Raw genomic sequence first — 26,194 nt, 5'->3', positions numbered from 1 at the left:
TACCTTACAACAAACTAATGAAACGACTGGGTGTGCCGACTAGATCCCCGACAAGGGCCGGGTCCACAGCTGTCGCGGTGGTGGTTCGACCAGCTCGCCGATCTCGGCCCAAACCCACCGTGCTCTCACCGAGGCTAAGCCCGTGCCCCGCCGACTGGGAGGGCCGCACCTCATTGCAAGTCGCTGCGGATGGCCCCGGTCGAGTGCGGTCCTCTCTCCCTTTCCCCCCTCCTCTCTTTCCCCTTCTTACCCCTTTCCCTTCCCCTTTTTCCTCCTCCTCCCCTCCTTCCTCTTTCTCTTCTCCCCTCCCCCCCCCCTCGTTCTCTTCCTTCTCCCCTCCCTTCTTCTCCTTTCCCCCTCCTTTTCTCTTCCCTCTCCTCCTTCTCTTCTCTCCCCCCCCTCCTCTCTTCCTCTCCCTCTTCCCCTCCCTTCTCTTCTCTTTCTCCTCCCCTCCCCCCTCCCCTTTCCTTTCCCTTCCCCCTCTTTCCCTTCCCCCTTCCTCCCTTCTTCCCCCTCCTCTCCCTCTCTCCTCTCCTTCTCTCTCCCTTCTTCCCCCTCTCCCTCTCCTTCTCCTCTCTTCCCCTCTCTTCCTCCCCCCCCCTCTCCGCCCTCCCTCCTCCCCTTTTCTCTCCCCTCCTCCTCCCCTCCTCCCCTTCTCCCTCTCCTTTCCTCCTCCCTTCTTCCTCTCCCCCTCCTCCCCCCCCCCTCCTTTTTTCCCCTCCCTTTTCTCCCTCTCCCTTCTTTCTTCTCTCCTCCCCTCCCCCTTCTCCTCCTCTCCCCTTTCTCTCCCCCCTCCTCTCTCTCTTTTTCTTTCTTCTTTTTCCTTCTCTCCCCCCTTCTTCTCCTCTTCCCCCTCTCCCCTCCTCTCTTCCCTCCTCTTCTCCCTCTCTCCTCCTCTCCCTTCCTTCTCTCTCCCTCCCCCTCCCCCCCTCTTCCTTCTCTCTCTTCCTCCCCTCCTCCTTCCTCTTTCTCCCCTTTTCCCTCCTTCCTTCTTCCCCCCCCCTCTTCCTCTTTCCTCTCTTCCTCCTTTCCTCTTTCCCCTCCTTTCCCTCCCCCCTCTCTTCCCTCCCCCCTTTCTCCCCCCCCCCCCCCTTCCTTCCCCTCTTTCTTCCCCTCTTTCTTCCCCTTCCTTCTCCCCTTCCCTTCTCCTCTCCCTTTCTCTCCTCTCCCTCCTTCCCTTCCTTCCTCCCTCTCTCCCCCCCTCCTCCCTCCCTTCCTCCCTCTCCCTTCCCCCCCTCTCTCCCTCCCTCCCCTCTCCTCCCTTCTCTTCCCTCTTCTCTTCTTCCCCTTCCTCTCTCCCCCCCCCCCCTTCTCCTCTTTTCTTTTCCCTCCCTTTTCCCTCTTTCTTCCTCTCCTCCTCTCCCCCTCCTCCCCCCTCCCCTTCCTCCTCCCCCCGTTTCCTTCCTCTCCTTCCCCTCCGTCCCCTCCATCTTCTCTCTCTTCTCTTCTTCCCCCCTCTCCCTCCTTTCTTCCCCCAGCCGCTCTTCTTTTCACCCTACCATTCTCTTCGTATTCAACGCGTACATCCACCCCTCCTCCCCCTCCCCCCCGCCCATGCCATCTCCTCCACCTCTTCGTATCGTCTCGGCCTCTTCCCCATCTGCTGCTCTTCTTCGTCGCTGGGGTCGCCATTCTCCCCACTCGACCTACTACACCTTCACTCTGTATTGCGCGCACTTCCGCGACCATCTTGACACCTGTGATCTCTTCGCGCCCCTTGTCCCCTGTCACCTATTGTTCCACTCTACTCACATTACGTTTTCACGTCTACTCTAGCATTGAAGCCAATACCCACTTACGACCCGGCATCCTCCTTCCTCCCCCTGATTCAGCCCTCCGATCTCTCCGCACGGCATTTCCCCTTGCCTTCACCACTCCTCTCAGCTCACTCCCTCTTCCCGATAGCTCCGCGGGTGGCGCACCCGACCGATTACGAATTCTCTCGCCCAGTCTCCAACATCCCTCTGTCCGCCCGGATTTTCTCCCTTCGTGCAGTTTCGCTTCTCTCGGTGCGTTCTCCTTCCTTTCGGCCTCGCTCTCTCCCCATCCTTGCTTCGCTCTCCGCGCGTCGTCCTCTGCTCTTTTTGCTTCTCCCCTTTTTGTTACGTTTCCATTTCCCTTCCTCCGCCTCGTACTTCTCATTATCCCTTTCCTCCAGCCAACCGCAATCATCTACATTTCCCGACCTCGCTCTTGCTTACAGCCATCCGCTTCGTCTCTTCGAGGCCCACTCCGCTGACCTACCCCCTCATGCTTGTTACCGCTCCCACCTAATCTCCCTATCGCTTTCCCCTCTTATCAAAGATCTGCCCATCTCCTTCCCACCTCCACGACATCGGCTCTCGTCATGCCTGCTTTCCAGTTCCACATCCCCGATGCCGCCTTTCCACGCATTCACACGCACGTTCTCCTCTCCTTCATGCTCGAGTGGCCGACACGCTTTTCTTATCCATTTCTCAAGCTCTCCCTTCCACTTGTCCCCCCTCCACACACCACGAATGCTCCACCACTCCCCCATCCCCGCACGCACACAGATGCCAGCTCGCTCCTCCCCCGCTACTTATCATATCAACACTGTTCTTATCCATCGCCCACGCCTCGCCTTCCTCGCCCCTTCCGCTTCGCCACCCCGCCCCCCAAGGGTTAGTCCCTCCCACATCACCTCTACACAACATCCTCTCTCCACGTGCCCCATATGGCGATTCTCGTTACCCTCCGACCCCTCCCCTCGCTCACCGTTCCGGTCATGACATCTTCACGCTACTTCGTCCGCTCGCCTCTCTGATTCCTCCCCTTACTTCTCCCTGCTCGCCACACCACCCGCCCACCCAACCCCCCCCGGGTTTCGATCGCCATCGCGCCTTACGTCTTCTTCGACTTGCGACTAAGCTCAGCTGTCTCGGCCGCCCCCTGTATGAACTCCCGTGGCAAGCCTCCTCATAGCTCACTGGCGCTCGTCCCCGGTTACCCAACGGCACGCTTCCCATTCCCTTCCATCGTCTTCTTATCCTCTCTCCCTTATTCTCACGCTCTCTATCGGTCACTGTTCTCCTCTGACAGTCTGCTCCTCCTCACCCCCCATCTCAGGCTCATCCATCCTTGTCTCATCCCTTCCAATTCGCCCTCTCCCTCTCCCACTCTTCCCCCCGTCTCACTCCGCTCCCCTACCTCTGCGCCCCTTGCCCCTTCCAATACCCTTGATTACCCTCAACCCTCACACCCCCCCATTCCCTCCCGGCTTCCGTTCGCGTACGACCGCTCTCGCTCCCTCTTCTCCTTACTCTATGTCCCCCTCCTTTCTTCTCGCCCCGCCTGCGTCCGTCGGCTACGGCTTCTCGCTTCTCGCTTCCCTCGGCTCTAGACCGTCCCTCTTTCCTTTCCCTCCCGCCGCTTCGTTCGCCTACCTTTAGTCGTGCCCTTGTTTCTTCCCTCTCTCCTCCTCCACTGGCTTCTCCCCACGGCCCTCTTTTGCTTCGCTCTCGCCCATCTCCACATCTCTCCCCCCTCGCACGCTCCCGGAAGACGTACACCCTTTTTCTTTTTCAACCCTGAATCCCTAACCCAGTACACGGTTTCCCTCCATTATCCTCCCTCTTTTCTCTCTCCTCTCCCTGCTTTCGTCCCTCCTACCTCTCCTCTGCCCTTGTCCCTTTCTTCTTTTCTCTCCTCTTCCTTTTTTTTCCGCCCCTTCTCTCATCCGCCCCGCGGCTACTCCCGGATCGGCCTCGCCGAGTACCAAGCCAGGACCCGCCACGTCTGCGGCCCGCCCCCACGAGGGCCTCACCGACGCGCCCGAGCTCCCGCGCCGATCTCACCCGGCCACCAAGGCCGCGTCGGCGACCACGACGAGAAACGTTCACTAGAGAGGTGCCGCCAGGTCGGCCCGCACACGCGCCCACCTCCGCCAGACACCCTCGCCGTCTAAGCCGGGCCCGGGAACATCCGCCCGTGACCGCGGCATCATTCCTCGCCGACACCAAGTTCGAGTCGGCTTCGAGGCGACCGAGTCCGGAGTGAGCGGCTGATCTCATCGCGGACGATGGTGCGACCCCGGACTCCTCCCGATTCTGGGCCGGCCGACCTGGCGAGGGGGCCACGCCCAGCCGTCGTACGACAAGCAGTTTCGTCCGGGACGGCGCTGACCTCGCCCGGGTCCGGGTGGGACCGCAAGATGCGAGCAGCCGCCCGCCAGCCTCCGTCAGGACGTGAGGTGGACGCACCCGCGGCAAGTACCTGGAGGCGTAACGAGTGCTCACCGGCAGCCGCTGGCACTAGGACACGAAGGAAGCCCCCGGTCGGATCGACCGGGGGCATTCTTGCATGGAGCGGACGACGAGATTCGAACTACGCGACCCTACCTTGGGCAAGGTGATATGCCCTCTACCACAATGAGCCAGTACGCATGCGCCTAGCGGGAGACCACTATACCCAACCTCGCTCGCGGGCGAGGACGCACTGCCGTGTGCGGTTCTCCGCCACCGAGCTTCGCGGCCCGCCGCGGAGAGTAGTTACGGGACCGTTCCCTGGGGAGAGGCGCGGCACGTTCGGCGATCTCCGCGGATGGGGGCGCCCTGTCGGCCGCGAACATCAGCACCTCGCCTCCCGGGCGGTCAGCGGGGAGTCCCCGGCGGAGATCGCGTCGGCCACCAACTCGCGGTCCACGTAAACGGTTTGTTGCCGGCGTGCACGGCCCGGATGATCTCGGCGAGCCGCTGGGCGCTGACCGTCTCGGCACGAAAGCGAGAAAAGAAAAAAAGTGAAGAAAGGGAAAGCTGGCAGAAGGGGAAAGGGAAGGCGGACAACGGGAGGTAGATGGGACAGAGGAAAGAAGAAGAAGGGGAAACACCGGAAGTGATAAAGAAAAAACGTACGAAAACCCGGGAAAAAGACAAATACACGCGGAGCAGCATCACCAACAAACGCGATGTCCCCTTCCCTAGACTTTCGAGGGATGGCCCCCCAACTGAAAGGGCAGGTCGTCCCGCAGGGAGTCGCCGATATCCGTCAGACGCGCTACTGCCCGCCGACGCGGCAACGGTTCCAGGGGATTCGGAACCGGGGGCGCTCCGGTGTGGCCGGTGCTGGAGGATCACCCAGGCAAGACCGCCTGGCCTGGTGTCACGGCCCACTCGTCCCCCCGCTCGGCCCGAGGGCTTCAATCGCTCTGACGGCAGGTCAGGGACGACAAGCCGGGGACGGGAGGAGCGCCGCATGGACCTGCACACGGTGACGGAGGTGTGCGACGCCCGCCGCTACGGGAGCTGGCGGCCCGGCGATGCCTGGCTGGGCGGCGGGCACCTACCTGTTCTCCGAGCCGCAGCCCCACCTGCGGCGCCTGGTCGATCTCAGCCGATGGGCTGGCAGGCCGCTGGCGCGGACGCCCGAGGGTGGACTGGAGATCGCTGCCACCTGCACCGTCGCCGAGCTGTCCGCGTACGGGAAGGACGCCGACTGGCGGGCCGCGCCGCTGGTGGAGCAGTGCTGCCGGGCCTTCCTGGCCTCCTGGAAGATCTGGAACCTCGCCACCGTCGGCGGCAACCTCTGCAACGGGCTGCCGGCCGGGCCGATGATCTCGCTGACCGCCGCGCTGGACGGCGTCTGTCTGCTGCGCGGTCAGAACGGCGGGTACCGGTGCGTCCCGGTGGCCGAGTTCGTGGTCGGCGCCGGACGGACCGTCCGCGAGCCCGGTGAGCTGCTGCGCTCGATCAGCCTGCCGGCCCGGGCGCTGGCGGCGCGACACCGCCTTCCGGCAGTCCTCGCTCTACGGCCTCGGCCGCTCGGGCGTGCTGGTGATCGGTGCCCGCGACCCGCAGGACGGGTCCCTCACCCTGACCGTCACCGCCTCCACCGTCCGCCCGTTCCGCTTCTGGTTCCCGCCGGAGCCCAACGCGGCGGCCGTCCGGGAGGCGGTGGAGGACGGCATCCGGGGCGACGAGTACTTCGACGACATCCACGGACTCCCGGACTGGCGACGGCACATGACGCTGCGTCACGCCGAGGAGATCCGCAGAGAGCTGAACGACGGGAACGAGGAGGCCGCGCGATGAGCTATCGCGTCCGGGTCAACGGGCAGGACTTCGACGCGGAGCCGCGGGGAGGCCAGTGCCTGCGCACCTATCTGCGCGAGCGCGGCTGGTTCGGCGTCAAGAAGGGCTGCGACGCGGGGGACTGCGGTGCCTGCACCGTCCAGGTGGACGGGCAGCCGGTGCACAGCTGCCTCTACCCGGCGGTGCGCGCCGAGGGGGCGTACGTCACCACCGTCGAGGGCCTGGGCCGAGGGCGGCGAACTCCACCCGGTGCAGCAGAGGTTCCTCGACGCCCAGGGCTTCCAGTGCGGATTCTGCACCGCCGGCTTCCTGATGACCACCTCCGCCGAGGCCTTCGACGAGGAGAAGAAGGCCGACCTGCCGAGGGCGCTCAAGGGCAACCTCTGCCGCTGCACCGGGTACCGGGCGATCGAGGACGCGGTGAACGGTGTCCGGCACACCGAACTCCCGTGCGCGGGCAAGGCGGTGGGGGCGCAGCCTCGTGCCCCCGCCGGCCCGCAGGTGGTGACCGGGACGGCCCGGTACACCTTCGACGTGGAGGTGGAGGGCCTGCTGCACATGAAGCTGCTGCGCTCCCCGCACCCGCACGCCCGGATCCTCTCGATCGACACCTCGGCCGCCCGCCGGGTGCCCGGCGTGGTGGGCGTGTTCACCCACGAGGACGCACCGGCCAAGCTGTACTCCTCGGCCCGGCACGAGCACCCCACCGAGGATCCGGACGACACCCGGCTGCTGGACGACGTGGTCCGCTTCGTCGGCCCAGCGGGTCGCCGCCGTGGTGGCCGAGACCGAGGGGCGCGGCCGAGGAGGGCTGCCGGCGGATCGTGGTCGAGTACGAGCAACTCCCGTACGTGCTGGACCCGGAGGAGGCCATGCTGCCCGGCGCACCGGTGATCCACCCCAAGGGCCCGGAGTCGCGGATCGCCCGGGCGGAGAGCAACGTCTGCGGCGAGGCGCACGGCGAGCTGGGGCAGCGTGGAGCAGGGGTTCGCCGAGGCGGACCTGGTGTACGAGGAGACCTTCCGGACCCAACGGGTGCAGCACGCCAGCCTGGAGACGCACGGCTGCCTCGCGTACTTCGAGGAGAGCGAGGAGCCCGGCGGGGAGGAGCGGATCGTGGTGCGCTCCTCCACCCAGGTGCCGTTCCTGACCCGGCGGGCGCTGTGCGACCTGTTCGACCTGCCGCTGGAGAAGGTACGGGTGGTGGCCGGGCGGGTCGGCGGCGGGTTCGGCGGCAAGCAGGAGATGCTCACCGAGGGACATCGCGGTCTTCGCCGCGATGCGCCTGCACCGGCCGGTGAAGCTGGAGTTCACCCGGGCCGAGCAGTTCTACGGCGCCACCACCCGGCACCCGTTCCGGATCACGGTGAAGCTCGGCGCCAAGCGGGACGGCACCCTGACGGCCCTGCAGTACCGGGTGGTCTCCAACACCGGGGCGTACGGCAACCACGGCCCTGCGGTGATGTTCCACAGCATCGGCGAGTCGATGGGCGTGTACCGGGCCCCGCACAAGAAGGTGGAGGCCTACTCCGTCTACACCAACGGCGTGCCGGCCGGGGGCCTTCCGCGGCTACGGGCTCGGCCAGGTCACCTTCGCGGTGGAGTCGGCGATGGACGAGCTGGCCCGCCGACTCGGCCTCGACCCGCTGGAGTTGAGGGAGCGGAACATCATCGGGCCGGGCGAGCACATGGAGGGCCCGCTCGGCGAGGAGGAGGACCTGCACATCGCCAGCTACGGCCTGGACCAGTGCCTGAACGTGGTGCGCGCGACGCCCTCGCCGGGGACACCAGCGCCGAACTCGCCCCCGAGGGCTGGCTGGTGGGCCAGGGCTTCGCCATGGCCGCCATCGCCTGTGGCCCGCCCGGCGGCCACATCGCCGACGCCACGGTGAAGCTGCTGGAGGACGGGACGTACGACATCGCGGTCGGCACCGCCGAGTTCGGCAACGGCACCACCACCGTGCACAAGCAGATCACCGCCGGCGCGCTGGGCACCACGGTCGACCGGATCGGCATCCGGCAGTCGGACACCGACGTCGTCAAGCACGACACCGGGGCGTTCGGCTCCGCGGGCACGGTGGTGGCGGGGAAGGCGGTGATGAAGGCCGCCAACGCGCTGGCCGAACAGATCGTCAGCTTCACGGCCGAGTACGCCCGCAGGCCGCGCAGCCAGGTCCGGCTGGGCGCGGAGGCGGTGGAGTGCGACGGGCGGACGGTGCCGCTCAAGGAGGTGTTCGAGGCCGCGCGCGGACGGGGCGTGGAGCTGCGGGCCGACGGGCACTTCGGCGGCTCGCCGCGCTCGGTGGCCTTCAACTCGCAGTGGTTCCGGATCGCCGTCGACCCGGACACCGGGGAGATCCGCATCCTGCGCAGCGTCCACGGCGCCGACGCGGGCAAGGTGATGAACCCGCTGCAGTGCCGGGGCCAGGTGGAGGGCGGGGTGGCGCAGGCGCTCGGCGCGACGCTCTTCGAGCAGGTGCTGCTGGACGGGCGGGGCGAGGTGACCACGGCCGCCTTCCGCCGCTACCGGCTGCCCGCCTTCGCCGATGTGCCGCGCACCGAGGTGCACTTCAGCGAGACCTCCGACGCCATCGGACCGCTGGGCGCCAAGTCGATGTCGGAGAGCCCGTTCAACCCGGTGCCGCCGGCCTTCGCGAACGCACTGCGCGACGCCACCGGCATCCGCTTCACCGAGGCGCCGTTCCTGCGGGACAAGGTCTGGCGGGCGCTGCACGAGGCCCGCGAAGGGGGCCGGACTGTGCGCGCCTCCGAGGCGGGGGCGGCGGACGGGGCGGTCGCTCGGAGGAAGTGACAAGAGGGAAAGACGGTTCGGCCGCTTGCATCTACCATGCAGAACTGCGTGATCTCCTGGCATCGGCGAGAGTGGGCCAGGGCGCGGAGCACAAGGAGCACCACATGATCGTCGGGGACCTGCTGGACCTGGCCGACCTGCACATCGAAGCGGCCTGGGCGACCCCCGAGCTACTGGCCACCGAGGTCACCGGAGTCACCTCCACCGACCTCCAGGACCCGGCCCGCTACCTCCAGCGCGGCGAGCTGGTGCTCACCGGGCTGGTCTGGTGGCGCCCCGAGGACGGCCCGGCCGCCGCCTCGGCCGCGCTGCGCTTCGCCAACGCGCTGCGCAGCGCGGGCGCCGCCGCCCTGCTGGCGGGCGAGGGCACCCACGGCGCCGTCCCGCCCGAGCTGGCCGAGGCCTGCCGCCTGCACGGCGTCCCGCTGCTCTCCGTCCCGGCCGGCACCAGCTTCCGGGCCGTCACCGACCGCGTGTACCTGCGGCTCTGGGGCGAGCTCGGTGCCCCGGAGGAGGGCGCGGCCGCCCTGCTGGCGGCGGTCCGCAAGGACCTGCTGGCACTGCTCGGCGCGGCCGCCCGCGCGGCGGTCGACGGCCCGGGCGGGGGCGCGGTCATGGGCCCGGGCGGTGGTGCGGCCGGGGGCCAGAGCGGGGGTGCGGTCGGTGCTGGGGCGGTGGTTGACGGACCGTCGGGAGGTGCGGAGGCGGGCACGGCCCCGGTGCGCGACGCCGTGCTGGGGGAGGTGCTGGCGCGCGCGGTGAACCGGCTCGGACTGCCGGGCTGTGCGCTGCTCACCGGCTCCGGGCGGGTGCTGGCCGCCTCCTCGGAGGAGGCGGAGGCCGAGGTGGTCGCCACGCTGGGCGGTGGTCGGGGCGGCGGCGCGGTCCCGGTCGGCCCGCCCGGGGACACCCCCTTCGACGGCTGGCTGCTGCGGACCGCCGTCGAACCGGGCCCGTCCGTCCGCACCCTGCTGCTGGGCCTGGCCGAGCTTCTGGCCCCCTCGGCCGCCCGGGCCAGGGCGACCACGGCCGCCCAACGCCGCACCGCCGCCCGCCTGGTCGGGCTGCTCGGCCCGGACGGCGGGCCCGGTCTGGCCGAGGCCCTGACGCTCTGTCGGCTCCCGGCCCGGAAAGCGCTCACCCCGGTGGTGGTCCGAGCCGAGGGCGCCCCGGAGGGATGGGCCGTCGCCGCCCTCGCCGAGGCGCTGCACCTGGCGGGCGTGCCGTTCGCCGCCGCCCCGGAGTCGCCCCACCCGGCCGCCTCTCCGTACGAGGCGAGCCGTATCGAGTCGGGCCCTGTCGAGCCGAGCCCGTTCGGTGCGAGCCCGTTCGGTGCGTCCGCGTTCGGTGCGTCCGCGTCGGAGGTGGGCCCGTTCGGGACCGCGCCCGCCGCCGGCGCCGCTGGCGCACCGGAGGCGGCGCGGCCGCACGCCGACGCACCGCCCCACGGCACCGCCGCCCGCCCCGGCCGGGGCTGCGCCGTCGCACTGGTGGCTGCACCAGCCGCCGAGGTCACGGCGGCCCTGCGCGCCGTCTGGCCCCGCTTCGAGAGCCGCCTGGCCGGCCGCGGGCCGCTGCGCGCCGGCGTGGGCCCGACCACCGAGCCGGAGCGGGCCGAGCTGGCCGCGGCCCTGGTGCAGGCCCGCTACGCGCTGGCCTCGGGCGCCGGGGGCGCCGTCGGCAGCAGTGCCGAACTCGGCTCCCTCGCCGCCCTGTTGGGCGGCATCCCGCCGGAGGTGCGGGCCGCCTTCCGCCGTCGCCTGCTGGCCCCGCTGGCCGCCCACGACCGGGCCAACCCGGTCTCGCTGCTCAACACCCTGGACACCTTCCTGCGGCACAACGCCTCCTGGTCCCGCACCGCCGAGGCCCTGCACATCCACGTGAACACGGTGCACTACCGGATCCGCCGGATCGAGGAGCTCACCGGCCGCAGCCTCACCCAGCTGGAACACCGGATGGACCTGCGCGCGGCCCTGCTCTGCTCCGTCGAGGCATGACGACGCGTCGGCCCGCCCCACCGGAGTGGGTCAGACCGACGCGTCGTCAGGTGCCGCGCGGGCTACGCGGCCGTGGTCCGCGCGGCAAGCCGGTCGAGCAGGCGGGCGCGGTGCCCGTCGTCGGTGGCCAGGGCGAGGGCGGTCCAGGCCATCGCCAGGCCGCCGTCCAGGACCGCGCGGTCGGCGCCGTCGCCGGTCCCGTACCGGGTGAAGTCGGGGTGGTGCATGATCGTGTCGCCGGTGCCGTAGCCGATCATCGGGTGGATGGTCGCACCAGGTGGGAGACGTTGCCCATGTCGGTGGAGCCCGCCCGGGATGCCGGGGGCGGCGGGGGCCGCCGTGCGGCCGAGCAGTGCGGCGGCCTCGGTGTAGAGCCCGCACATCGCGGCGTCCTGGCGCAGGTCGGCGTAGTCGTGCCCGACACCGCGCAGTCGAGCTCCGCCCCGGTGGCCAGCGCCCCGGCCTCGAAGCAGGCCCGGACCGCGCGCTGGGACCTCCCGGAGGTCCTCCGCGGTCGCGGGCCCGGCAGTCGTACGAGGCGGTGGCCAGGGCTGGGATGACGTTCGCGGCCTCGCCCGCCGAGGTGACCACGCCGTGCACCCACGCCGCCCGGCACCATCTGCTGGCGCTGCAGTCCGATCGCGACCTGGGCCAGCGTCATGGCGTCGGCCGCGTTGACGCCCCGGTGCGGCATCGCCGCGGCGTGCGCGGGGCCCCGTGTAGCGCACCTGCCAGCTGCTGATCGCCAGCGAGGTCATCCCGACGCCGTCCTCGGGGGCGGCGTGCACCATCATCGCGGCCGCCACGTCGTCGAAGGCGCCGCCGTTCAGCAGGTCGACCTTCCCGCCGCCGGACTCCTCCGCCGGGGTGCCCAGCAGCTTCACGGTGACGCCGATCTCGTCGGCCACCGCGGCCAGCGCCAGCGCCGCCGCCACCGAGGCGGCGCCGTTCACGTTGTGACCGCAGGCGTGGCCGATGCCGGGGAGGGCGTCGTACTCCGCGCAGATGCCGATCACCAGGTCGCCGCGGCCCGCCGTGGCGGTGAAGGCGGTCGGCAGGCCGCACACCCCGCGGTCCACCTCGAAGCCCGAGGCCTCCATCAGGTCGGCGATCTTCGCTGCCGACCGGTGCTCCTCGTAGGCGAGTTCGGGCTCGGCGTGCAGGCTGTGGCTCAGCGCCAGCACGTCGTCCTGACGGGCGGTCAGCCTGGTCCGGGTGCGCGAGCGGAGGGTGGCCGGCTCGGTGGTCATGGGGACTCCTGGAGGTCGGAAGGGGCGGAGGGGTGCGGGGTCAGCGCCGGTCGGCGGCGGGCTGCCGGTACAGCAGCGCCAGCAGGGCGCCCGCGCCCGCGACGGCGGCCGACAGCCACCAGGCCGTGGTGTAGGCGGACAGCGCCGGCAGGACCTGCCCGGCGGCGGTGGCGGGCGGCGAACACCGAGAGGACGACGGCCGCCCCGAGCGAACCGCCGACGTTGATCAGCAGCTCGTTGATGCCCGGAGCCGACCGAGGTGCGGTCCTGCGGGACCGACTCCACCGCGAGGGCCCGGGTCGACTGCTGGAGGAAGCCCGTGCCGATCCCGGAGACGACGCTGAGCAGCAGGAAGAGCGGGAGCGAGTCGTGCCGCAGCGCCAGCGCGCCGTACCCGGCGGCCATCAGCAGCGAACCGAGCACCAGGGCACCCCGGTCGGAGACGGCCCGGGCGACCGCGGGCGCGGCCAGCGCACCGGCCGCGATCGCCAGCATCCCGGGCAGCGAGGCAGCGGCGACCCCGAGCGGGTCCAGGCCCATCCCGTAGCCGTTCCCGGCGGCGTCGGTGCCGAGGAAGACCGCGTTGGCGACCTGGAGACCGATCATGCAGAACGAGAAGGCCACGGTGACCAGCGAGACCACGGTGACCCCGCGCCGGGCGAACATCCGCACGTCGATCATCGGCTCGGCCGTCCGGCGCTCCACCGCCGTCCACACCACCAGCAGTGCGGCGCCGCCCAGCAGGCAGCCGAGGGTCCGCCCCGATCCCCAGGCCCAGCCCGGCATGCCGCCCTGGCCGAGCCCCAGCATCACCGCCACCATGCCCGCGCTCAACAGCGCCCCGCCGGCCCAGTCCACCCGTCCGCCGGGCCGGTGCCCGCTCTCCGGCAGCAGCGGCCAGGTGACCAGCAGGGCCAAGGACACCGCCACCGCGGGGAGCCAGAGCGCCGCCGTCGGGCTGTCGACGTGACGGGCGATCAGACCACTGGCCAGCAGGCCGACCGAGAGGCCGCCGACCAGCGCGGTGACCATCAGGCTGACGCCCCGCCGGCTCTCGGCCGCCGTGCCGCGTCCGCGCAGGATCCCCATCAGCAGCGGGAAGAAGCCCGCGAACGCGCCCTGGAGCACCTGGCCGGCCAGCAGCACGCCGAAGGACCGGCCCGCGCCGACCATCAGCGAACCCGCCAGCACGATCCCGAGGTTCCAGCGCAGCACCCGACGGTGGCCGTGCAGATCGCCCAGCCGGGACAGGACGGGGGTGAAGGCGACGCTGGCCAGCAGGTTCGCGATGCTCAGCCAGTTCAGCTGAGCCGCCGTCACGTGCAGCACGGAGGTCAGCGACCTGAGCACCGGGGAGAGGAACCCCTGGGTGATGCCGCTGGTCAGCTCGACGACGGCCACGCCGGCCAGGACGGCCGGGAGGGTCAGGGCTCTGGCCGCTCTCCCGGCCGGTGCGGTGGTCTCGGTCATCTGCGGGGCACCTGTTCTCGAGAGGCGGCCGGGGGCCGCCGGTGGGGGTGGCGGAAACAGGCTGTCAATGTGGACCCGGGGCGGAATACCGGGCAAGATCTGGACCGGAGGTCGGGTGGAAGCGGCATCTCGGGTCGGCCGGGTGCGGGAATCCGGCAATCACGGGGTCGACGGCGCCGTGGTCCGGCGCCCGGCGCGGAGCAGGAGGAGCCATGGACCGCACCCTGCCGGGAGAGGAGCTCCCGGACCCCACCGACCTGGCGATCCTGCGCCTGCTGCGCCGCAGCCCCAGGGCACCGCTCGCCGAGGTCGCGGCGGCCCTCGGCATCCACGAGCGGACCGTCGCCCGCAGGCTCGACCGCCTCACCTCCAGCGGGCGGGTGCGCTTCACCGCGCTCCTCATCCGCGACTTCCTCGGGGACGCGCTGGTCGCCGAACTGGCGGTGCGCTGCGCACCGGACCGGCTCCACGACACCGCGCTGGCCCTGGCCCGCCGCCCGGACACCAACTCGGTGGAGGTCGCCACCGGCGCCCCGGACGTCTACGTCGAACTCACCCTCCCCGACCGGCGCCGGCTGCTGGAGGCGGTCACCTCGATCGGGCGCCTGGACGGCGTCACCGGCGTGCACTCCGAGGTCCTGGTCCGCCTGCTGCTCACCGCCAACGACTGGGCACCCTTCGACGACGAGCCCACCGAGCCGCGGCGGGCGGTCAGCGAAGGCCGCCCGCTGCCCGAGCCGATCGCGGTGGACGAGCTGGACGAGCAGCTGGTGGCCCTGCTGCAGGACGACGCCCGGATGTCGATGACCCGGCTGGCCCGCGAGCTCCGGGTCGGCGAGACCACCGCGCGGCGCCGGCTGGCCCGGCTGATGGGCTCCCACGTGCTGCACCTGCGGCTGCACGCCGAGCCGGAGGTGCTCGGCTTCCCGGTCGAGTGCCGGTTCCGGCTGGCCGCCCCGCCCGCCGAGCGCGACGAGGTCCTGCGCGCCCTCGGCCGGGAGCCGGCGGTCCGCCACCTGGCCCTGACCACCGGCGCGCACAGCCTGCTCGGCTACTCCAGCCACCGCACCATGGCCGAGCTGGACGCCTTCTCCACCCGGGCGTTCGCCGGCACCACGCATCCGGTCGACACCGCACTCCTGCTGCGCAGCTACAAGCGCGCCGGGCGGGCGGCCGGGCCGGGAGGCTGACGGGCGTACGTACGGTTCCGGCTGACGGGCCGTCGACCTGCGGCGCTTGACGGGCCGTCAACCCACGGCGCGTGCCGATCCGTCGCCCCTGCACAGGGATGGCGTGCTCCGGTCACGGCTGCCTAGACTCGGTGATCGTCCGTCCGAGGAGCAGTCCGAACGAGCCCAGGAGTCCCGCATGCCGACGGCCCCCCAGCCCAGCATCAGCACCGGCCCCACGGAGAGCCCGCTGCTGGAGGTCACCATCGGGGAGGCCTTCGACCGCACGCTCCGGGCCCACCCCGACCGCGAGGCTCTGGTGGACGTGCCGAGCGGGCGCCGCTGGACGTACCGTCAACTCGCCGACGAGGTGGACCGGGTGGCGCTAGGGCTGCTCGGGCTCGGGGTGCTGCCCGGCGACCGGGTCGGGATCTGGGCGCCCAACTGCCCGGAGTGGGTGTTCACCCAGTACGCCACGGCCCGGATCGGCGCGGTGCTGGTGACGGTCAACCCCGGCTACCGCAGCCACGAACTCGAGTACGTGCTCCGCCAGTCGGGCATCCGCACCGTGGTCGCCGCGCCCTCGTTCAAGACCTCCGACTACACGGCCATGCTGACTGCGGCCCGCCCGGCCTGCCCCGAGCTGAAGGACGTCGTGCTGATCGGCACGGACGGCTGGCGGGAGCTGGTCGGCACCGACCCGGCGGACCGCGACAGCCGCGCCCGCTTGGCAGCGGTGGCGGTCGGCCTGGCCGCCGGGCAGCCGATCAACATCCAGTACACCTCGGGCACCACCGGCTTCCCGAAGGGCGCCACGCTCTCGCACCGCAACATCCTGAACAACGGTCACTTCGTCGGTGAGCTCTGCGGCTACACCGAGCAGGACAGGATCTGCGCCCCGGTGCCGTTCTACCACTGCTTCGGCATGGTGATGGCCAATCTCGCGGCCCTGACCCACGGCGCCTGCGTCGTCATCCCGGCCCCCGGCTTCGAGCCGGCCGCGACCCTGCGCGCGGTCGCAGCCGAGCGCTGCACCTCGCTGTACGGCGTGCCGACCATGTTCATCGCCGAGCTCAACGACCCCACCTTCGAGGAGCACGACCTGAGCAGCCTGCGCACCGGCATCATGGCGGGCTCGCCCTGCCCGGTCGAGGTGATGAAGCAGGTGGTCGAGCGGATGGGCATGCGTGACGTCTCGATCTGCTACGGCATGACCGAGACCTCTCCGGTCTCCACCCAGACCCGCCTGGACGACACGCTGGAGCGCCGGGTCTCCACCGTCGGCCGGGTCGGCCCGCACCTGACGGTCAAGGTGGTCGACCCGCTCACCGGCGAGACCGTCCCGCGCGGCACCCACGGCGAACTCCGCACCCGCGGCTACTCGGTGATGCTCGGTTACTGGAACGACCCCGAGCGCACCGCCGAGGCGGTGGACGCCGAGGGCTGGATGCGCACCGGGGACCTGGCGGTGATGGACGAGGAGGGCTACCTCAACATCACCGGCCGGATCAAGGACATGGTCATCCGGGGCGGCGAGAACCTCTACCCGCGCGAGATCGAGGAGTTCCTGTACACCCACCCCGACGTCCTGGACGCCCAGGTGATCGGGGTGCCGGACGCCAAGTACGGCGAGGAGCTGATGGCCTGGGTCCGACTCCGCCCCGGCGCGCCCGAGTTGACCCCCGAGACGCTGCGGGCCTACTGCGAGGGCCGGATCGCCCGGCACAAGGTCCCGCGCTACGTCCACCTGGTGGAGGAGTACCCGATGACCGTCACCGGCAAGATCCGCAAGGTGGAGATGCGGGAGGAGGCGATCGAGCTGCTCGGCCTGCACCGCGAGGCCGGCGCCGAGCACGCCTGAGGGCGGTCCCCGTCCGGGGTGCGCGGCGCTGCCCGGTTAGGGTGATCCACGTGCGTGTACTGCTGGTGGAGGATGACGAGCCGGTCGCCCAGTCGCTTCGGCGGGGCCTGCTGCGCTACGGGTTCGAGGTGGAGTGGGTCGCGACCGGCCAGGCGGCGCTGACCGTCGCGGAGCCCTACGACCTGGTGCTGCTCGACCTCGGGCTGCCCGACACCGACGGGCTGGACGTGTGCAAGGAGCTGCGGGCCCGGGGCACGGTGCCGATCATCGTCATCAGCGCCCGCAGCGACGAGACCGACCGCGTGGTGGGGCTGGAGCTGGGCGCGGACGACTACGTCTCCAAGCCCTTCGGGGTCCGCGAGGTGATCGCCCGGATCAGGGCGGTGATGCGCCGGGTCCAGCCCCGCCCCGCCAACGGCGCCGAGAGCGGCCCCGACCGGTACGGCAGCCGGCTCACCGTGGACCGCCGGGCGGCGCGGGTGCACCTGGACGGCACCGAGGTCGCCCTCGCGCCCAAGGAGTACGACCTGCTCGCCTTCCTCACCGAGGAGCCCGGCGCGTTGATGAGCCGTGAGCAGATCATGGAGGCGGTCTGGGACGCCAACTGGTTCGGCCCGACCAAGACCCTGGACGTGCACGTGGCCGCACTGCGCCGCAAGCTCGCCGGAGCGGTGGTGATCGAGGCGGTCCGCGGCGTGGGCTTCCGGCTGGTGGTGGCGGACGGCGCGCCGTGATCCGCCGGCTGATCCTCAGTTACGTGCTGCTGGTGGCGGTCGCGCTGGCCGCCTTCACCGTCCCGGTCGCCTTCACCCTGACGGCTCAGCTGCGCGGTGACACCGAGGAGTCGGTGCGCCGCGAGGCCACCACCATGGCGCTGCTGCTCGGCGCGGGAGACCAGCCGGCCAGGCAAGCGCTTTCCCGGCTCGCCGGCGCCTACGCCGAGGAGACCCCGGGTCGGGTGGAGGTGGTGGCCGCCGACGGCGGAGCGGTGGACACCCTGCCCCGCCCGGGGCAGCCGGCCGACGAGGCGCTCCGACGAGCCGTCAGCGAGGGCCGCACCACGGTGGACTGGGGCTCGCGGCTGGTCTGGGGCCCCGAACTGGTCGTCACCGTCCCGGCCCGGGCGCCGGACGGCGGTGCGGTCGCCGGTGCGGTGCGGATCCGCTACGCCACCGCCGACCTCACCGACCGGCTCTGGCGGATCTGGGGCTTCCGCGCGGTCCTCGCCGTCGGTGTCCTGGCCGTCGCCGCCGGGCTCGGTGCCATCGTGGCCCGCCTGCTCACCCGCCCGCTGCGCCAACTCAACGAGATGGCCAGCCGGTTCGGTGCCGGTGACCTGACCGCACGCTCCCCGGTCACCGGACCGCAGGAGACCAGGACGCTCGCCCTGACCCTCAACCAGGGCGCCGAGCGGCTGGACACCCTGGTCGCCTCCCAGCGCATCTTCGTCGCCGACGCCTCCCACCAGCTGCGCACCCCGCTCACCGCGCTGCGCCTGTCGCTGGACAACATCGCCGACGGCGTGGACGACGAGTTCGTCCGGGAGGACGTGGAGCAGGCCACCGCCGAGGTGGTCCGGATGAGCCGACTGGTCAGCGGCCTGCTGGTGCTGGCCAGGGCGGAGGCCAAGGTCTCCGCCCCGGAGCCTCTGGTGCTGCGGGAGTTGGTGGCCGAGCGCCTGGCGGTCTGGCGCCCGGCGGCGGAGGAGCGCGGGGTGACCATCGCGCTGTCGGGGGACGCGGACGACCTGCCGCGCGTGCTGGCCGGGCCCGGCAACCTCGACCAGGTGCTGGACAACGTGCTCTCCAACGCCCTGGAGGTGTCCCCGGACGGCTCCACCATCACGGTGCGCCTCACCGCGCGCCCGGGCGACCAGGTGCTGCTGGACGTGCTCGACCAGGGCCCGGGCATGTCCGAGGCCGAACGCTCCCGGGCCTTCGACCGCTTCTGGCGCGGCCAGGGCCTCACCGGCCGCACCGGCTCCGGCCTGGGGCTGGCCATCGTGCGCCAACTGGTCACCGACGACGGCGGAACCGCCACCCTGGCGGAGGCCCCGGGCGGCGGCCTCAGGGTCCGGATCGGGCTCAGGACCGAGCCCCGGACGGGACGTTGACGAAGGGTGCCCGGGGGCCGGAAGGGCGTCGCCGCAGCGGTCGTGGGGCCCTCTTGACCCGCCGTTGACCTGCGCTTTGAGGAGTCGGCACGGCCGGCGCCCCGATCGCCCGTCAGGGCTTGACGGTGGCGCAGCACAGGTCTATACCAGTGGGCAGTCACGTCAACTTCGGCCTGGTACCCGACCGTTGACCCGGCCGCGCGCCCCCACATCCGCGCGTCCGGGCCGATGTCCTCGCCGCCTCCTGGAGAGGTCTCCGATGGAACGCGTACTACCCCCACATGCCCCCGCGCCCGCACCCGCCCGCCGGCCCCGCCGCGTCCTCGCCGTCGCCCTGTCGGTCTTCGGACTGCTGGCCGGCGCGGCCACCGCGGTCACCACGACCGGCACGGCGAACGCCGCCGCCGGGATCGGCTCCAACTGGTACGCCTCCGCGCCGTACCTGATGCCCGAGGACAACAGCCCGCCGAACGCCGCCGCGGTGATGGACGCGACCGGCCAGAAGGCGTTCCAGCTGGCCTTCATCCTGGCCCAGGGCAGCAGTTGCAGCCCCGCCTGGGGCGGCACGTCCTCGATCGACACGGACACCACCATGCCCGCCGTGATCCAGACCATCCGGAACAAGGGCGGTGACGTCTCGGTCTCGGTCGGCGGCTACGGCGGCACCAAGCTCGGCCAGACCTGTGGTACCCCGGAGGCGACCGCCGCCGCCTACCAGAAGGTGGTGACCAAGTACGGCCTCAAGGCCATCGACTTCGACCTGGAGGAGCCGGAGTACGAGAACACCGCCGCGATCCACAACGAGATCGGCGCGGCCCGGATCCTGCAGCAGAACAACCCGGGCATCTACATCTCCATCACCACGGCCGGGACCAACGCCGGCACGGGCTGGTTCGGCACCCAGATGCTGCTGGAGGCGAAGTCGCAGGGCTTCACTCCCGACAACTACTCGATCATGCCGTTCGACGGCGGCTTCAACGGCGCCGCGGCGCAGACCGACGCGCTGGTGAAGTTCAACGGCATCCTGCAGTCCACCTTCGGCTGGAGCGAGGCGACGGCGTACGCGCACGAGGGCGTGTCGCTGATGAACGGCCGCACCGACGCCGCCGAGTACTTCCGGCAGGCCGACTTCCAGACGGTGCTGGACTTCGCGACCGCGCACCGGCTGGCCCGCTACACCTACTGGTCCGTCAACCGCGACCGCCAGTGCCCGGGCACGGTGGACCCGGGCCTGTCCGGTGCCTGTTCGAGCGTGGTGCAGAACGACTGGGACTTCACCAAGTTCACCGTGAAGTTCGCCGGGGCGACCCCGCCCACCAGCACCCCCAGCCCGTCACCGAGCAGCAGCGGCAGCCCCAGTCCGAGCCCGTCCGGCGGCAGTTGCACGGCCGCGCCGAGCTGGAGCGCGACCACCACCTACGCCACCGCCGGCACCAAGGTCTCCTGGAAGGGCCACTACTGGACCAACAAGTGGTGGACCCTGAACGAGGACCCGACGCTCAGCGGCCAGTGGGGCGTGTGGGCGGACAACGGCGCCTGCTGACCGCGCGGCGCCGCCGTCCCGTAGAGGCCGTAGGGGTCGGCGACGGCCGGTGTGGCGGTCATCAGGCCGATGCCTCCGAAGGCCATGAGCAGGGCGGTGGTTGAGCGGAGGGCACGACGAAGACGCACGGGGACTCCTCGGGGGACGAGTGCTCGGCGCCGGGGGAGGAAGCACCCCGGCGGACAGGAGCCTAGGGAGCGGGAGCGGAGCCGAAACGGTTCAGCACTCCGCGACACTCCGGTGGAATCCCCGTGCGTCAGGCGGCCGTCAGCCCTCGGCCGGGAGGACCGAGGAGTGGTGGTTGACGATGAGCCACTTGCCGCCGCGCTTCTCGTACTCGTAGGAGTAACGCGCCTCGACGGGCTTGGTCACGCCGTCTTCGGGTCGGTGAGTGGAAGCGGTAGACGCCGGCGTCGAGCGCCGAGTCCTTGTCCAGGACGTTGATCACCGAGCGGATCTTCTCGCCGCGCGGCTTCTTCTGCAGGAAGTGCTCGAAGTAGTCGGTGACTCCGCGCGGTGGGTGCGGATCTGCGGGGAGGCGGTGGGCAGCAGCACCGCGTCCTTGGCGTAGCGGTCGGCCACCTTGGCCGGGTCCCCGGTCTGCAGGGCGGCGTTCCACTGGTCGAAGAGGGCGGCTATCTCGCGCTCGGTGACCCTGCCGCGCCTGTCGTCGCCGGCCTGGGCGACCCGGCGGTGACGGTGCCGGCCGCGGCGACCGCGACGGCGGCGGCGACGGCGATCTTGACGCGGGCGGGGCGCCCACCGGTCGTGCGCTGACGCTTCATCGTTGCTCCTGCCTCTGCTCGGTTGCGAGTGGCTCCACCCTCTCGATCCGGCGGGCAAGCGCTGGTACAGGAGAGGTGCAGGGGGAGCGGAAGGGGGCGGACAAGCTTGCGGACAGATGGGGAAAAATGGCCAGACAACCGGCTCTGTCGGGCAGGACAACTCGGCGCGTTGGCATGCGTTTGCCAGGTGTACCGCGGGCAGCCATCAGAGGTCCGCCGGGCGGTACCCGAGGAACGTTTTCCTGGTGGCCGCCAGTCCTCCGCCCCCTCACCCTCCCGAGGTCACAGCCACCCATGACCAACATCGATCGCCGCCGGTTCCTCCAACTCGCCGGTGGCACCGCCGCGTTGACCATGCTCTCGGACTCCATCGCCCGGGCCGCCGCGATCCCGGCGCAGGGCAGCACCGGCACCATCCAGGACGTCGAGCACATCGTCGTCCTGATGCAGGAGAACCGTTCCTTCGACCACTACTTCGGCGCCATGAAGGGCGTCCGCGGCTTCGGTGACCCGCGCCCGGTCACCCTGCCCAGCGGGAAGTCGGTCTGGAACCAGTCCAGCGGCGGCAAGGTCACCCTGCCGTTCCGGCCCAACTCCGCCAAGCTCGGCATGGAGTACCTCCAGGCCTCAACCACGACTGGGCCGGTGGCCAGTCGGCCTTCAACAAGGGCAAGTACGACAACTGGATCCCGGCCAAGACCGCCGCCACGATGGCCTACCTGACCCGGCAGGACATCCCGTTCCACTACGCGCTGGCGGACGCCTTCACCATCTGCGACGCCTACCACTGCTCGCTGATCGGCTCCACCGACCCAACCGCTACTACCTCTGGAGCGGTTACACCGGCAACGACGGCAGCCGGCGGCGGCCCGGTCATCAACAACGCCGAGGCGGGCTACGCTGGACCACCTACCCGAGCGCCTGGAGGCGGCCGGGGTCTCCTGGAAGGTCTACCAGGACATCGGCGACGGGCTGAACGCGGCCGGCTCCTGGGTGCTGGATCAGCGACGCCTTCCGCGGCAACTACGGCGACAACTCGCTGCTCTACTTCAACAGCTACCGCAGCGCCCAGCCCGGCAGCCCGCTCTACGAGAAGGCCCGCACCGGCACCAACGCCAAGGCCGGCGAGGGCTACTTCGACAAGCTGCGCGCCGACGTCCAGGCCGGCACCCTGCCCAAGGTGTCATGGATCGCCGCCCCCGAGGCCTTCTCCGAGCACGCCAACTGGCCCGCCAACTACGGTGCCTGGTACGTCTCCCAGGTGCTGGACGCGCTCACCTCCAACCCGGACGTGTGGGCCCGCACCGCGCTGTTCATCACCTACGACGAGAACGACGGCTTCTTCGACCACGTGGTGCCGCCGTACGCGCCGTCCGGCGCCTCGCAGGGCCTGTCCACGGTGTCCACCACGCTGGACTACTTCCCGGGCAAGACCGGTTACGTGGCCGGCCCCTACGGCCTCGGCCCCCGGGTGCCGATGATCGTGGTCTCGCCCTGGAGCACCGGCGGCTACAGCTGCTCGGAGACCTTCGACCACACCTCGGTGATCCGCTTCATCGAGAAGCGCTTCGGGGTGACCGAGCCGAACATCTCGCCCTGGCGCCGCGCGATCTGCGGTGACCTCACCTCGGCGTTCGACTTCGCCCGCACCGGCACCGCCGCGGCGCTGCCCTCGACGGCCGGCTACTACCCGCCGGACAAGAACCGGCACAGCGACTTCCTCGCGGTCGCGCCGACGGTCGGCACCATGCCGCGCCAGGAGCCCGGCTCCAAGCCCACCCGCCCGCTCAAGTACGCCCCGTACGTGGACGGTTCGGCCGACGTGGCGGGCGGCAAGTTCAAGCTGACCTTCAGCGGCGGCCCGTCGGCCGGCGCGCAGTTCTACGTGACCTCGGCCAACCGGACCGACGCCCCGTGGACCTACACCGCCGAGGCCGGCAAGTCGATCGCCGACACCTGGAACACCACCTACTCCAAGGGCGTCACCGACCTCACCGTGCACGGGCCGAACGGCTTCCTGCGCCGCTTCCGCAACCCGGGCAAGACCGCCGGCCCCGAGGTGACGGCCCGTCACAACGCGGCCACCGGGAAGCTCGACCTGACCTGCACCAACGCCGGCGCCTCCGCCGTCCTGACGGTGGTCAACGCCTACGGCAACACCACCCGCACGGTCACGGTGGCCACCGGTGCCACGGTCACCCTCTCGCTGGACCTGACCGCCGGGAACCGCTGGTACGACGTCACGGTCACGGCCGGCACCACGGCCGACTTCGTCCGCCGCTTCGCGGGCGTGGTGGAGACCGGTGCCCCGGGCACCTCGGACCCGGGCATCCTCACCAACTGAGCGGCGCGGCAGCTCAGTCGGTCCGCTCGCCCGTCCAGTCGACGACGGGCGGGCGGACCGCCGCGCAGAGCGGGTGGCCGCGGCCGTCGGTGAGGCCGAGGCGGCCGGTCAGCCGACCGGTGGCCAGGGCGGCCCCGAGCACCTCGGGCGGCACGCCGTCCAGCATCAGCTTGGCCCGGCGGAACAGCTCCCGGCCGCCGTCGGGGGCCACGCCCGTCCAGGTCAGGTAGAGGAAGCGGGCACCGGGGCGGCCCTGCACGTACGGGCCGGTGAGGTCGCCCGCGCCCTTCACGGCGCACTCCGCCGTCCACCGGGCGGAGGCGGCGTCCCCCGGCACCGGGTCGAGCAACTCGTCGGCCCGGCCCTTGCGCTGCAGGCCCACCACGACCTCCCGGTAGCCGGGGAAGCCCGGCCCGGGCGGGCAGTCGCGGCCGGGCAGGTCGTGCGCCTCGATGCGGATCTCGATCCGGTTCTCCATGCGCGCCATTGTGCCGCCGGGGTCCGTCAACGGACCGGATCCCGGCGGCACTTCGGCCGTGCGTGTCAGTGCATCGGGACGGCGACCACGTCGTAGTCGGTGTCCGGGGTGGGCTCGGTGTCGAAGCGGGCGTTCGGCAGGTAGAGCCGGCCGCCGAAGGCCGCCACCGTGGCGGGGACCCGCAGGCGCGGGTCGGTGATCCGGCGGGTGACGGTGCCCCGGCGGCCGGAGGCGTCGAGGCGGACGACGGTGACCTCGTTGGCCTGGTTGCGCACCACGAAGAGGTCGCGGCCGCTCCGCAGCAACCCGTCGCCGTAGGGCAGGGACGCGCCGCCGAGGTCCACCTTGGTGGTGGCGCCGGTGGCCGGGTCGATCCGCTGGAGGACGCCGGTGGTCATGTTGACCACCAGCAGTGCGCAGCCGTCCGGGGTGGTCTCGACGCCGTTGGAGTTGATCTCGTCCGGGACGTGGTCGACGTCGCCGGTGAGCCGGCGGCGGATCACCTGGTCCTGGTGGGGCAGCCGTCCGCCCGGGCCGAGCGGCAGGCCGTAGAGGACCGGCTGGAGCGACTCGGTGATCCAGACGGTGTCCCGGGTGAGCACCACGTCGTTGACGAAGGTGTTCGCCGGGTCGGTGCCGAGCTGGTAGGAGGCCAGCACCGCGCCGGTCCGGGTGTCGAGCACCCGGGCATCGCCGCCCCAGGCGCCGGCGGTGAACAGGCGGCCGCGGTCGTCGGCCTTCATGCCGAGCGAGGGCGTCCCGGCGGCCGGGCCCGGGTAGAGCAACTCACCCTTGCCGGTGGCGAGTTCGTAGCGCAGCACCCGGCCGTTGGCGAGCGATCCGAAATAGGCCCGGCCCCGTGCGTCGATGGCGATGCCCTCGGGCCGGAAGCCGTTGGGCAGCGCGAAGCCGGCCGGCCACCGGCCCGCGCCGGCGACGGCCGGGGTGCCCTCCCCGGCCGGGGCGGCGTGCCACCCGTCGTCGGCGGCCGAGGCGGAACCGGCCAGCGGGCCGAGCAGGGCTCCGGCCCCGGCGGCCGCGCCGAGGCCGAGCAGGGTGCGCCGCGAGACGTTTTCAGGCATGCGGAATGATCCTTCCCCCGTGGAAGCTGATGCCCGACACTCCACCACACCCCGCCGCGTCCGCGCACCACCGCCAGGCCCGCCCCGCACAAGTGGAAGGGCGGCCTTCCGGTCAGGGTCGGTCGGTGAGGTAACCGCCCATGGAGGTGAAGTACTCGGCGGCGGGAAGCTCCCGGCCGTCCTCGGTGCGGACCTCGGTGACGGCCAGGCCGTGGGCGCGCCCGGTGCGGGCGTCGGGGCCGGCGACGACGACCACGGCGCCGCCCTCGCGGTAGAAGATCCGGCCGGGGGTGCCCCCGTACCGCTGCTCGGAGACCCGGGCCGCGAGGATCTCCAGGCGGCGGCCCCGGTGGTGGGTGAAGGCGGCGGGGTAGGGCGCCGACTGGGCCCGGACCAGGCGGTCGAGCTCCTCGGCGCTCCAGCGCCAGTCGATCCGGATGTCCTCCTCGGCGCGCTTGTGGAAGAAGGTCGCCCGGGAGCGGTCCTGCGGGGTGAAGTCGGTGCGGCCGGAGGCGATTTCGGCCAGTCCGTCGACGGTGATCGGCCCGAAGAGCTCCAGGGTGCGGTGGAACAGGTCGGTGGTGGTGTCCCGCGGGCCGACCGGCACGGCCCGCTGGAGCACGATGTCCCCGGCGTCCAGGTGCTCGTCCATCAGGTGGGCCGTCACGCCGACCTCGGGCTCGCCGTTCAGCAGGGCCCAGATCAGCGGGGAGAAGCCCGCGTACTCGGGCAGCAGCGAGTCGTGCACGTTGAGCGTCCCGTGGCGCGGGAGCTGGAAGATCCGCGGCGGGATCAGCGTGCGCCAGTTGGTGGCCACGATGACGTCCGGGTCGGCCTCCTTCAGGCGGGCGTAGAGCTCCTCGTCGTCGGGCCGGTTGCGGATCACCACCGGGACGCCGTGGGCCTCGGCGAGCTCGGCGACCGAGTCGCTCCAGATCTTCTCGTAGGCGTGCTCGCTGGCGGGGTGGGTGACCACCAGGACGACGTCGTGCTCGGACTCCAGGAGCGCTCGGAGGGTGCGGTGGCCCCAGGTCTGGTAGCCGAACATGACGACCCGCATGGAGGTTCCTCCTCGGAAGGGACGGTCGGATGCGATCAGTAAAGCAAGGCTTACCTAAGTTATGCAACGAAGGCGAACTCCAGCCAGGAAATGGCCAGTTGTCGACGGGTCAGTTCGGGGAGATCGCAGGTGGGCACTTGCACATTAACTTAGGCTTACCTAAGTTTGGCTCTGTTTCCGCCT

The 26,194-nt window shown here is 71.0% G+C and carries 14 protein-coding genes, 1 tRNA gene and 5 pseudogenes; 12 read left to right on the top strand and 8 right to left on the bottom strand.

Annotation, left to right across the window (positions count from 1 at the left end; translation table 11 throughout):
* Positions 1–170: 170 nt before the first annotated feature.
* From ABD946_RS18015 to ABD946_RS18005, 3 genes and pseudogenes are all read right to left on the bottom strand, one after another.
* Positions 171–1,430 carry a hypothetical protein gene (locus ABD946_RS18015; RefSeq protein ID WP_425558649.1) on the bottom strand — a complete coding sequence of 420 codons (1,260 nt, stop codon included), beginning with the start codon at positions 1,428–1,430 and terminating at the stop codon, positions 171–173.
* 2,891 nt (positions 1,431–4,321) lie between these two features.
* A tRNA-Ala gene (locus ABD946_RS18010) sits at positions 4,322–4,402 on the bottom strand.
* Positions 4,403–4,422: 20 nt separating this feature from the next.
* Positions 4,423–4,739 (bottom strand): annotated as a pseudogene (locus tag ABD946_RS18005) (DNA-binding response regulator); the annotation flags it as partial.
* 472 nt (positions 4,740–5,211) lie between these two features.
* On the opposite strand from ABD946_RS18005, the pseudogene ABD946_RS18000 reads away from it, so the two are divergent.
* From ABD946_RS18000 to ABD946_RS17975, 3 genes and pseudogenes are all read left to right on the top strand, one after another.
* A pseudogene (locus ABD946_RS18000) lies at positions 5,212–6,047 on the top strand (FAD binding domain-containing protein).
* Positions 6,044–8,859 (top strand): annotated as a pseudogene (locus ABD946_RS42775) (molybdopterin-dependent oxidoreductase). The pseudogenes ABD946_RS18000 and ABD946_RS42775 overlap by 4 nt, the downstream one beginning before the upstream one ends.
* Before the next feature lie 104 nt (positions 8,860–8,963).
* Positions 8,964–10,856 carry a helix-turn-helix domain-containing protein gene (locus ABD946_RS17975; protein WP_345284765.1) on the top strand — a complete coding sequence of 631 codons (1,893 nt, stop codon included), beginning with the start codon at positions 8,964–8,966 and terminating at the stop codon, positions 10,854–10,856.
* A gap of 62 nt (positions 10,857–10,918) precedes the next feature.
* On the opposite strand, the gene ABD946_RS17970 is transcribed toward ABD946_RS17975, so the two are convergent.
* On the bottom strand, positions 10,919–13,576 hold the full coding sequence (locus tag ABD946_RS17970; protein ID WP_345284763.1) for an MFS transporter: 2,658 nt from the start codon (positions 13,574–13,576) through the stop codon (positions 10,919–10,921).
* Positions 13,577–13,788: 212 nt separating this feature from the next.
* On the opposite strand from ABD946_RS17970, the gene ABD946_RS17965 reads away from it, so the two are divergent.
* From ABD946_RS17965 to ABD946_RS17945, 5 genes are all read left to right on the top strand, one after another.
* Complete coding sequence (locus tag ABD946_RS17965) at positions 13,789–14,766, top strand: Lrp/AsnC family transcriptional regulator (protein WP_345284761.1); 978 nt, start codon at positions 13,789–13,791, stop codon at positions 14,764–14,766.
* Positions 14,767–14,944: 178 nt separating this feature from the next.
* Positions 14,945–16,606: an AMP-binding protein gene (locus ABD946_RS17960; protein WP_345284759.1), complete on the top strand. Its 1,662-nt coding sequence runs from the start codon at positions 14,945–14,947 to the stop codon at positions 16,604–16,606.
* 50 nt (positions 16,607–16,656) lie between these two features.
* Positions 16,657–17,340 (top strand): response regulator transcription factor, encoded by a 684-nt coding sequence (locus tag ABD946_RS17955; RefSeq protein WP_345284757.1) that lies wholly within the window; start codon positions 16,657–16,659, stop codon positions 17,338–17,340.
* The gene (locus ABD946_RS17950) at positions 17,337–18,719 is read left to right on the top strand and encodes a sensor histidine kinase (protein WP_345284755.1); all 1,383 of its coding nucleotides are present in this window, start codon (positions 17,337–17,339) and stop codon (positions 18,717–18,719) included. Before ABD946_RS17955 ends, ABD946_RS17950 begins: the two co-directional genes overlap by 4 nt.
* Positions 18,720–18,978: 259 nt before the next feature.
* On the top strand, positions 18,979–20,262 hold the full coding sequence (locus ABD946_RS17945) for a chitinase (RefSeq protein WP_345284753.1): 1,284 nt from the start codon (positions 18,979–18,981) through the stop codon (positions 20,260–20,262).
* Between the two features lie 267 nt (positions 20,263–20,529).
* Here ABD946_RS17945 and ABD946_RS17940 read toward each other — a convergent pair.
* Positions 20,530–20,868, bottom strand: a pseudogene (locus ABD946_RS17940) (hypothetical protein).
* Between ABD946_RS17940 and ABD946_RS17935 the strand changes: the two are divergent.
* The 4 genes and pseudogenes from ABD946_RS17935 (at position 20,779) to ABD946_RS17930 (ending at position 23,391) form a co-directional block, all read left to right on the top strand.
* Positions 20,779–21,039, top strand: coding sequence for a hypothetical protein (locus tag ABD946_RS17935; RefSeq protein ID WP_345284772.1), 261 nt, complete (start codon positions 20,779–20,781; stop codon positions 21,037–21,039). The pseudogene ABD946_RS17940 and the gene ABD946_RS17935 sit on opposite strands and share 90 nt — an antisense overlap.
* A 302-nt stretch (positions 21,040–21,341) precedes the next feature.
* A complete protein-coding gene (locus tag ABD946_RS42770) occupies positions 21,342–21,770 on the top strand; it encodes an alkaline phosphatase family protein (protein WP_425558647.1) in 429 nt (142 codons plus the stop codon).
* Positions 21,734–21,871 (top strand): annotated as a pseudogene (locus tag ABD946_RS42765) (alkaline phosphatase family protein); the annotation flags it as partial. The gene ABD946_RS42770 and the pseudogene ABD946_RS42765, both read left to right, overlap by 37 nt.
* A gap of 176 nt (positions 21,872–22,047) precedes the next feature.
* Positions 22,048–23,391 (top strand): alkaline phosphatase family protein, encoded by a 1,344-nt coding sequence (locus tag ABD946_RS17930; protein ID WP_425558650.1) that lies wholly within the window; start codon positions 22,048–22,050, stop codon positions 23,389–23,391.
* A 13-nt stretch (positions 23,392–23,404) separates the two neighbouring features.
* Here ABD946_RS17930 and ABD946_RS17925 read toward each other — a convergent pair whose 3' ends face one another.
* The 3 genes from ABD946_RS17925 to ABD946_RS17915 form a co-directional block, all read right to left on the bottom strand.
* A complete protein-coding gene (locus ABD946_RS17925; protein ID WP_345284750.1) occupies positions 23,405–23,869 on the bottom strand; it encodes a DUF5990 family protein in 465 nt (154 codons plus the stop codon).
* Positions 23,870–23,934: 65 nt separating this feature from the next.
* Positions 23,935–24,951 carry an SMP-30/gluconolactonase/LRE family protein gene (locus ABD946_RS17920; protein WP_345284748.1) on the bottom strand — a complete coding sequence of 339 codons (1,017 nt, stop codon included), beginning with the start codon at positions 24,949–24,951 and terminating at the stop codon, positions 23,935–23,937.
* A gap of 112 nt (positions 24,952–25,063) precedes the next feature.
* Entirely contained in the window at positions 25,064–26,011 is a 948-nt protein-coding gene (locus ABD946_RS17915) for a methionyl-tRNA formyltransferase (protein WP_345284746.1), read from the bottom strand.
* Positions 26,012–26,194 lie beyond the last annotated feature (183 nt).

Source organism: Kitasatospora albolonga (assembly GCF_039535905.1).
Taxonomy (GTDB): Bacteria; Actinomycetota; Actinomycetes; order Streptomycetales; family Streptomycetaceae; genus Kitasatospora; species Kitasatospora albolonga.
The sequence above is the reverse complement of the archived record's forward strand: the minus strand, read 5'-3'. Positions and strand labels throughout refer to the sequence as shown.

Coding starts and splice junctions, on each gene's coding strand:
- ABD946_RS18015 (WP_425558649.1), bottom strand. CDS start 1,430: ATGGAGGGGACGGAGGGGAAGGAGAGGAAGGAAACGGGGGGAGGAGGA.
- ABD946_RS17975 (WP_345284765.1), top strand. CDS start 8,964: ATGATCGTCGGGGACCTGCTGGACCTGGCCGACCTGCACATCGAAGCG.
- ABD946_RS17970 (WP_345284763.1), bottom strand. CDS start 13,576: ATGACCGAGACCACCGCACCGGCCGGGAGAGCGGCCAGAGCCCTGACC.
- ABD946_RS17965 (WP_345284761.1), top strand. CDS start 13,789: ATGGACCGCACCCTGCCGGGAGAGGAGCTCCCGGACCCCACCGACCTG.
- ABD946_RS17960 (WP_345284759.1), top strand. CDS start 14,945: ATGCCGACGGCCCCCCAGCCCAGCATCAGCACCGGCCCCACGGAGAGC.
- ABD946_RS17945 (WP_345284753.1), top strand. CDS start 18,979: ATGGAACGCGTACTACCCCCACATGCCCCCGCGCCCGCACCCGCCCGC.
- ABD946_RS42770 (WP_425558647.1), top strand. CDS start 21,342: ATGACCAACATCGATCGCCGCCGGTTCCTCCAACTCGCCGGTGGCACC.
- ABD946_RS17925 (WP_345284750.1), bottom strand. CDS start 23,869: ATGGAGAACCGGATCGAGATCCGCATCGAGGCGCACGACCTGCCCGGC.
- ABD946_RS17920 (WP_345284748.1), bottom strand. CDS start 24,951: ATGCCTGAAAACGTCTCGCGGCGCACCCTGCTCGGCCTCGGCGCGGCC.
- ABD946_RS17915 (WP_345284746.1), bottom strand. CDS start 26,011: ATGCGGGTCGTCATGTTCGGCTACCAGACCTGGGGCCACCGCACCCTC.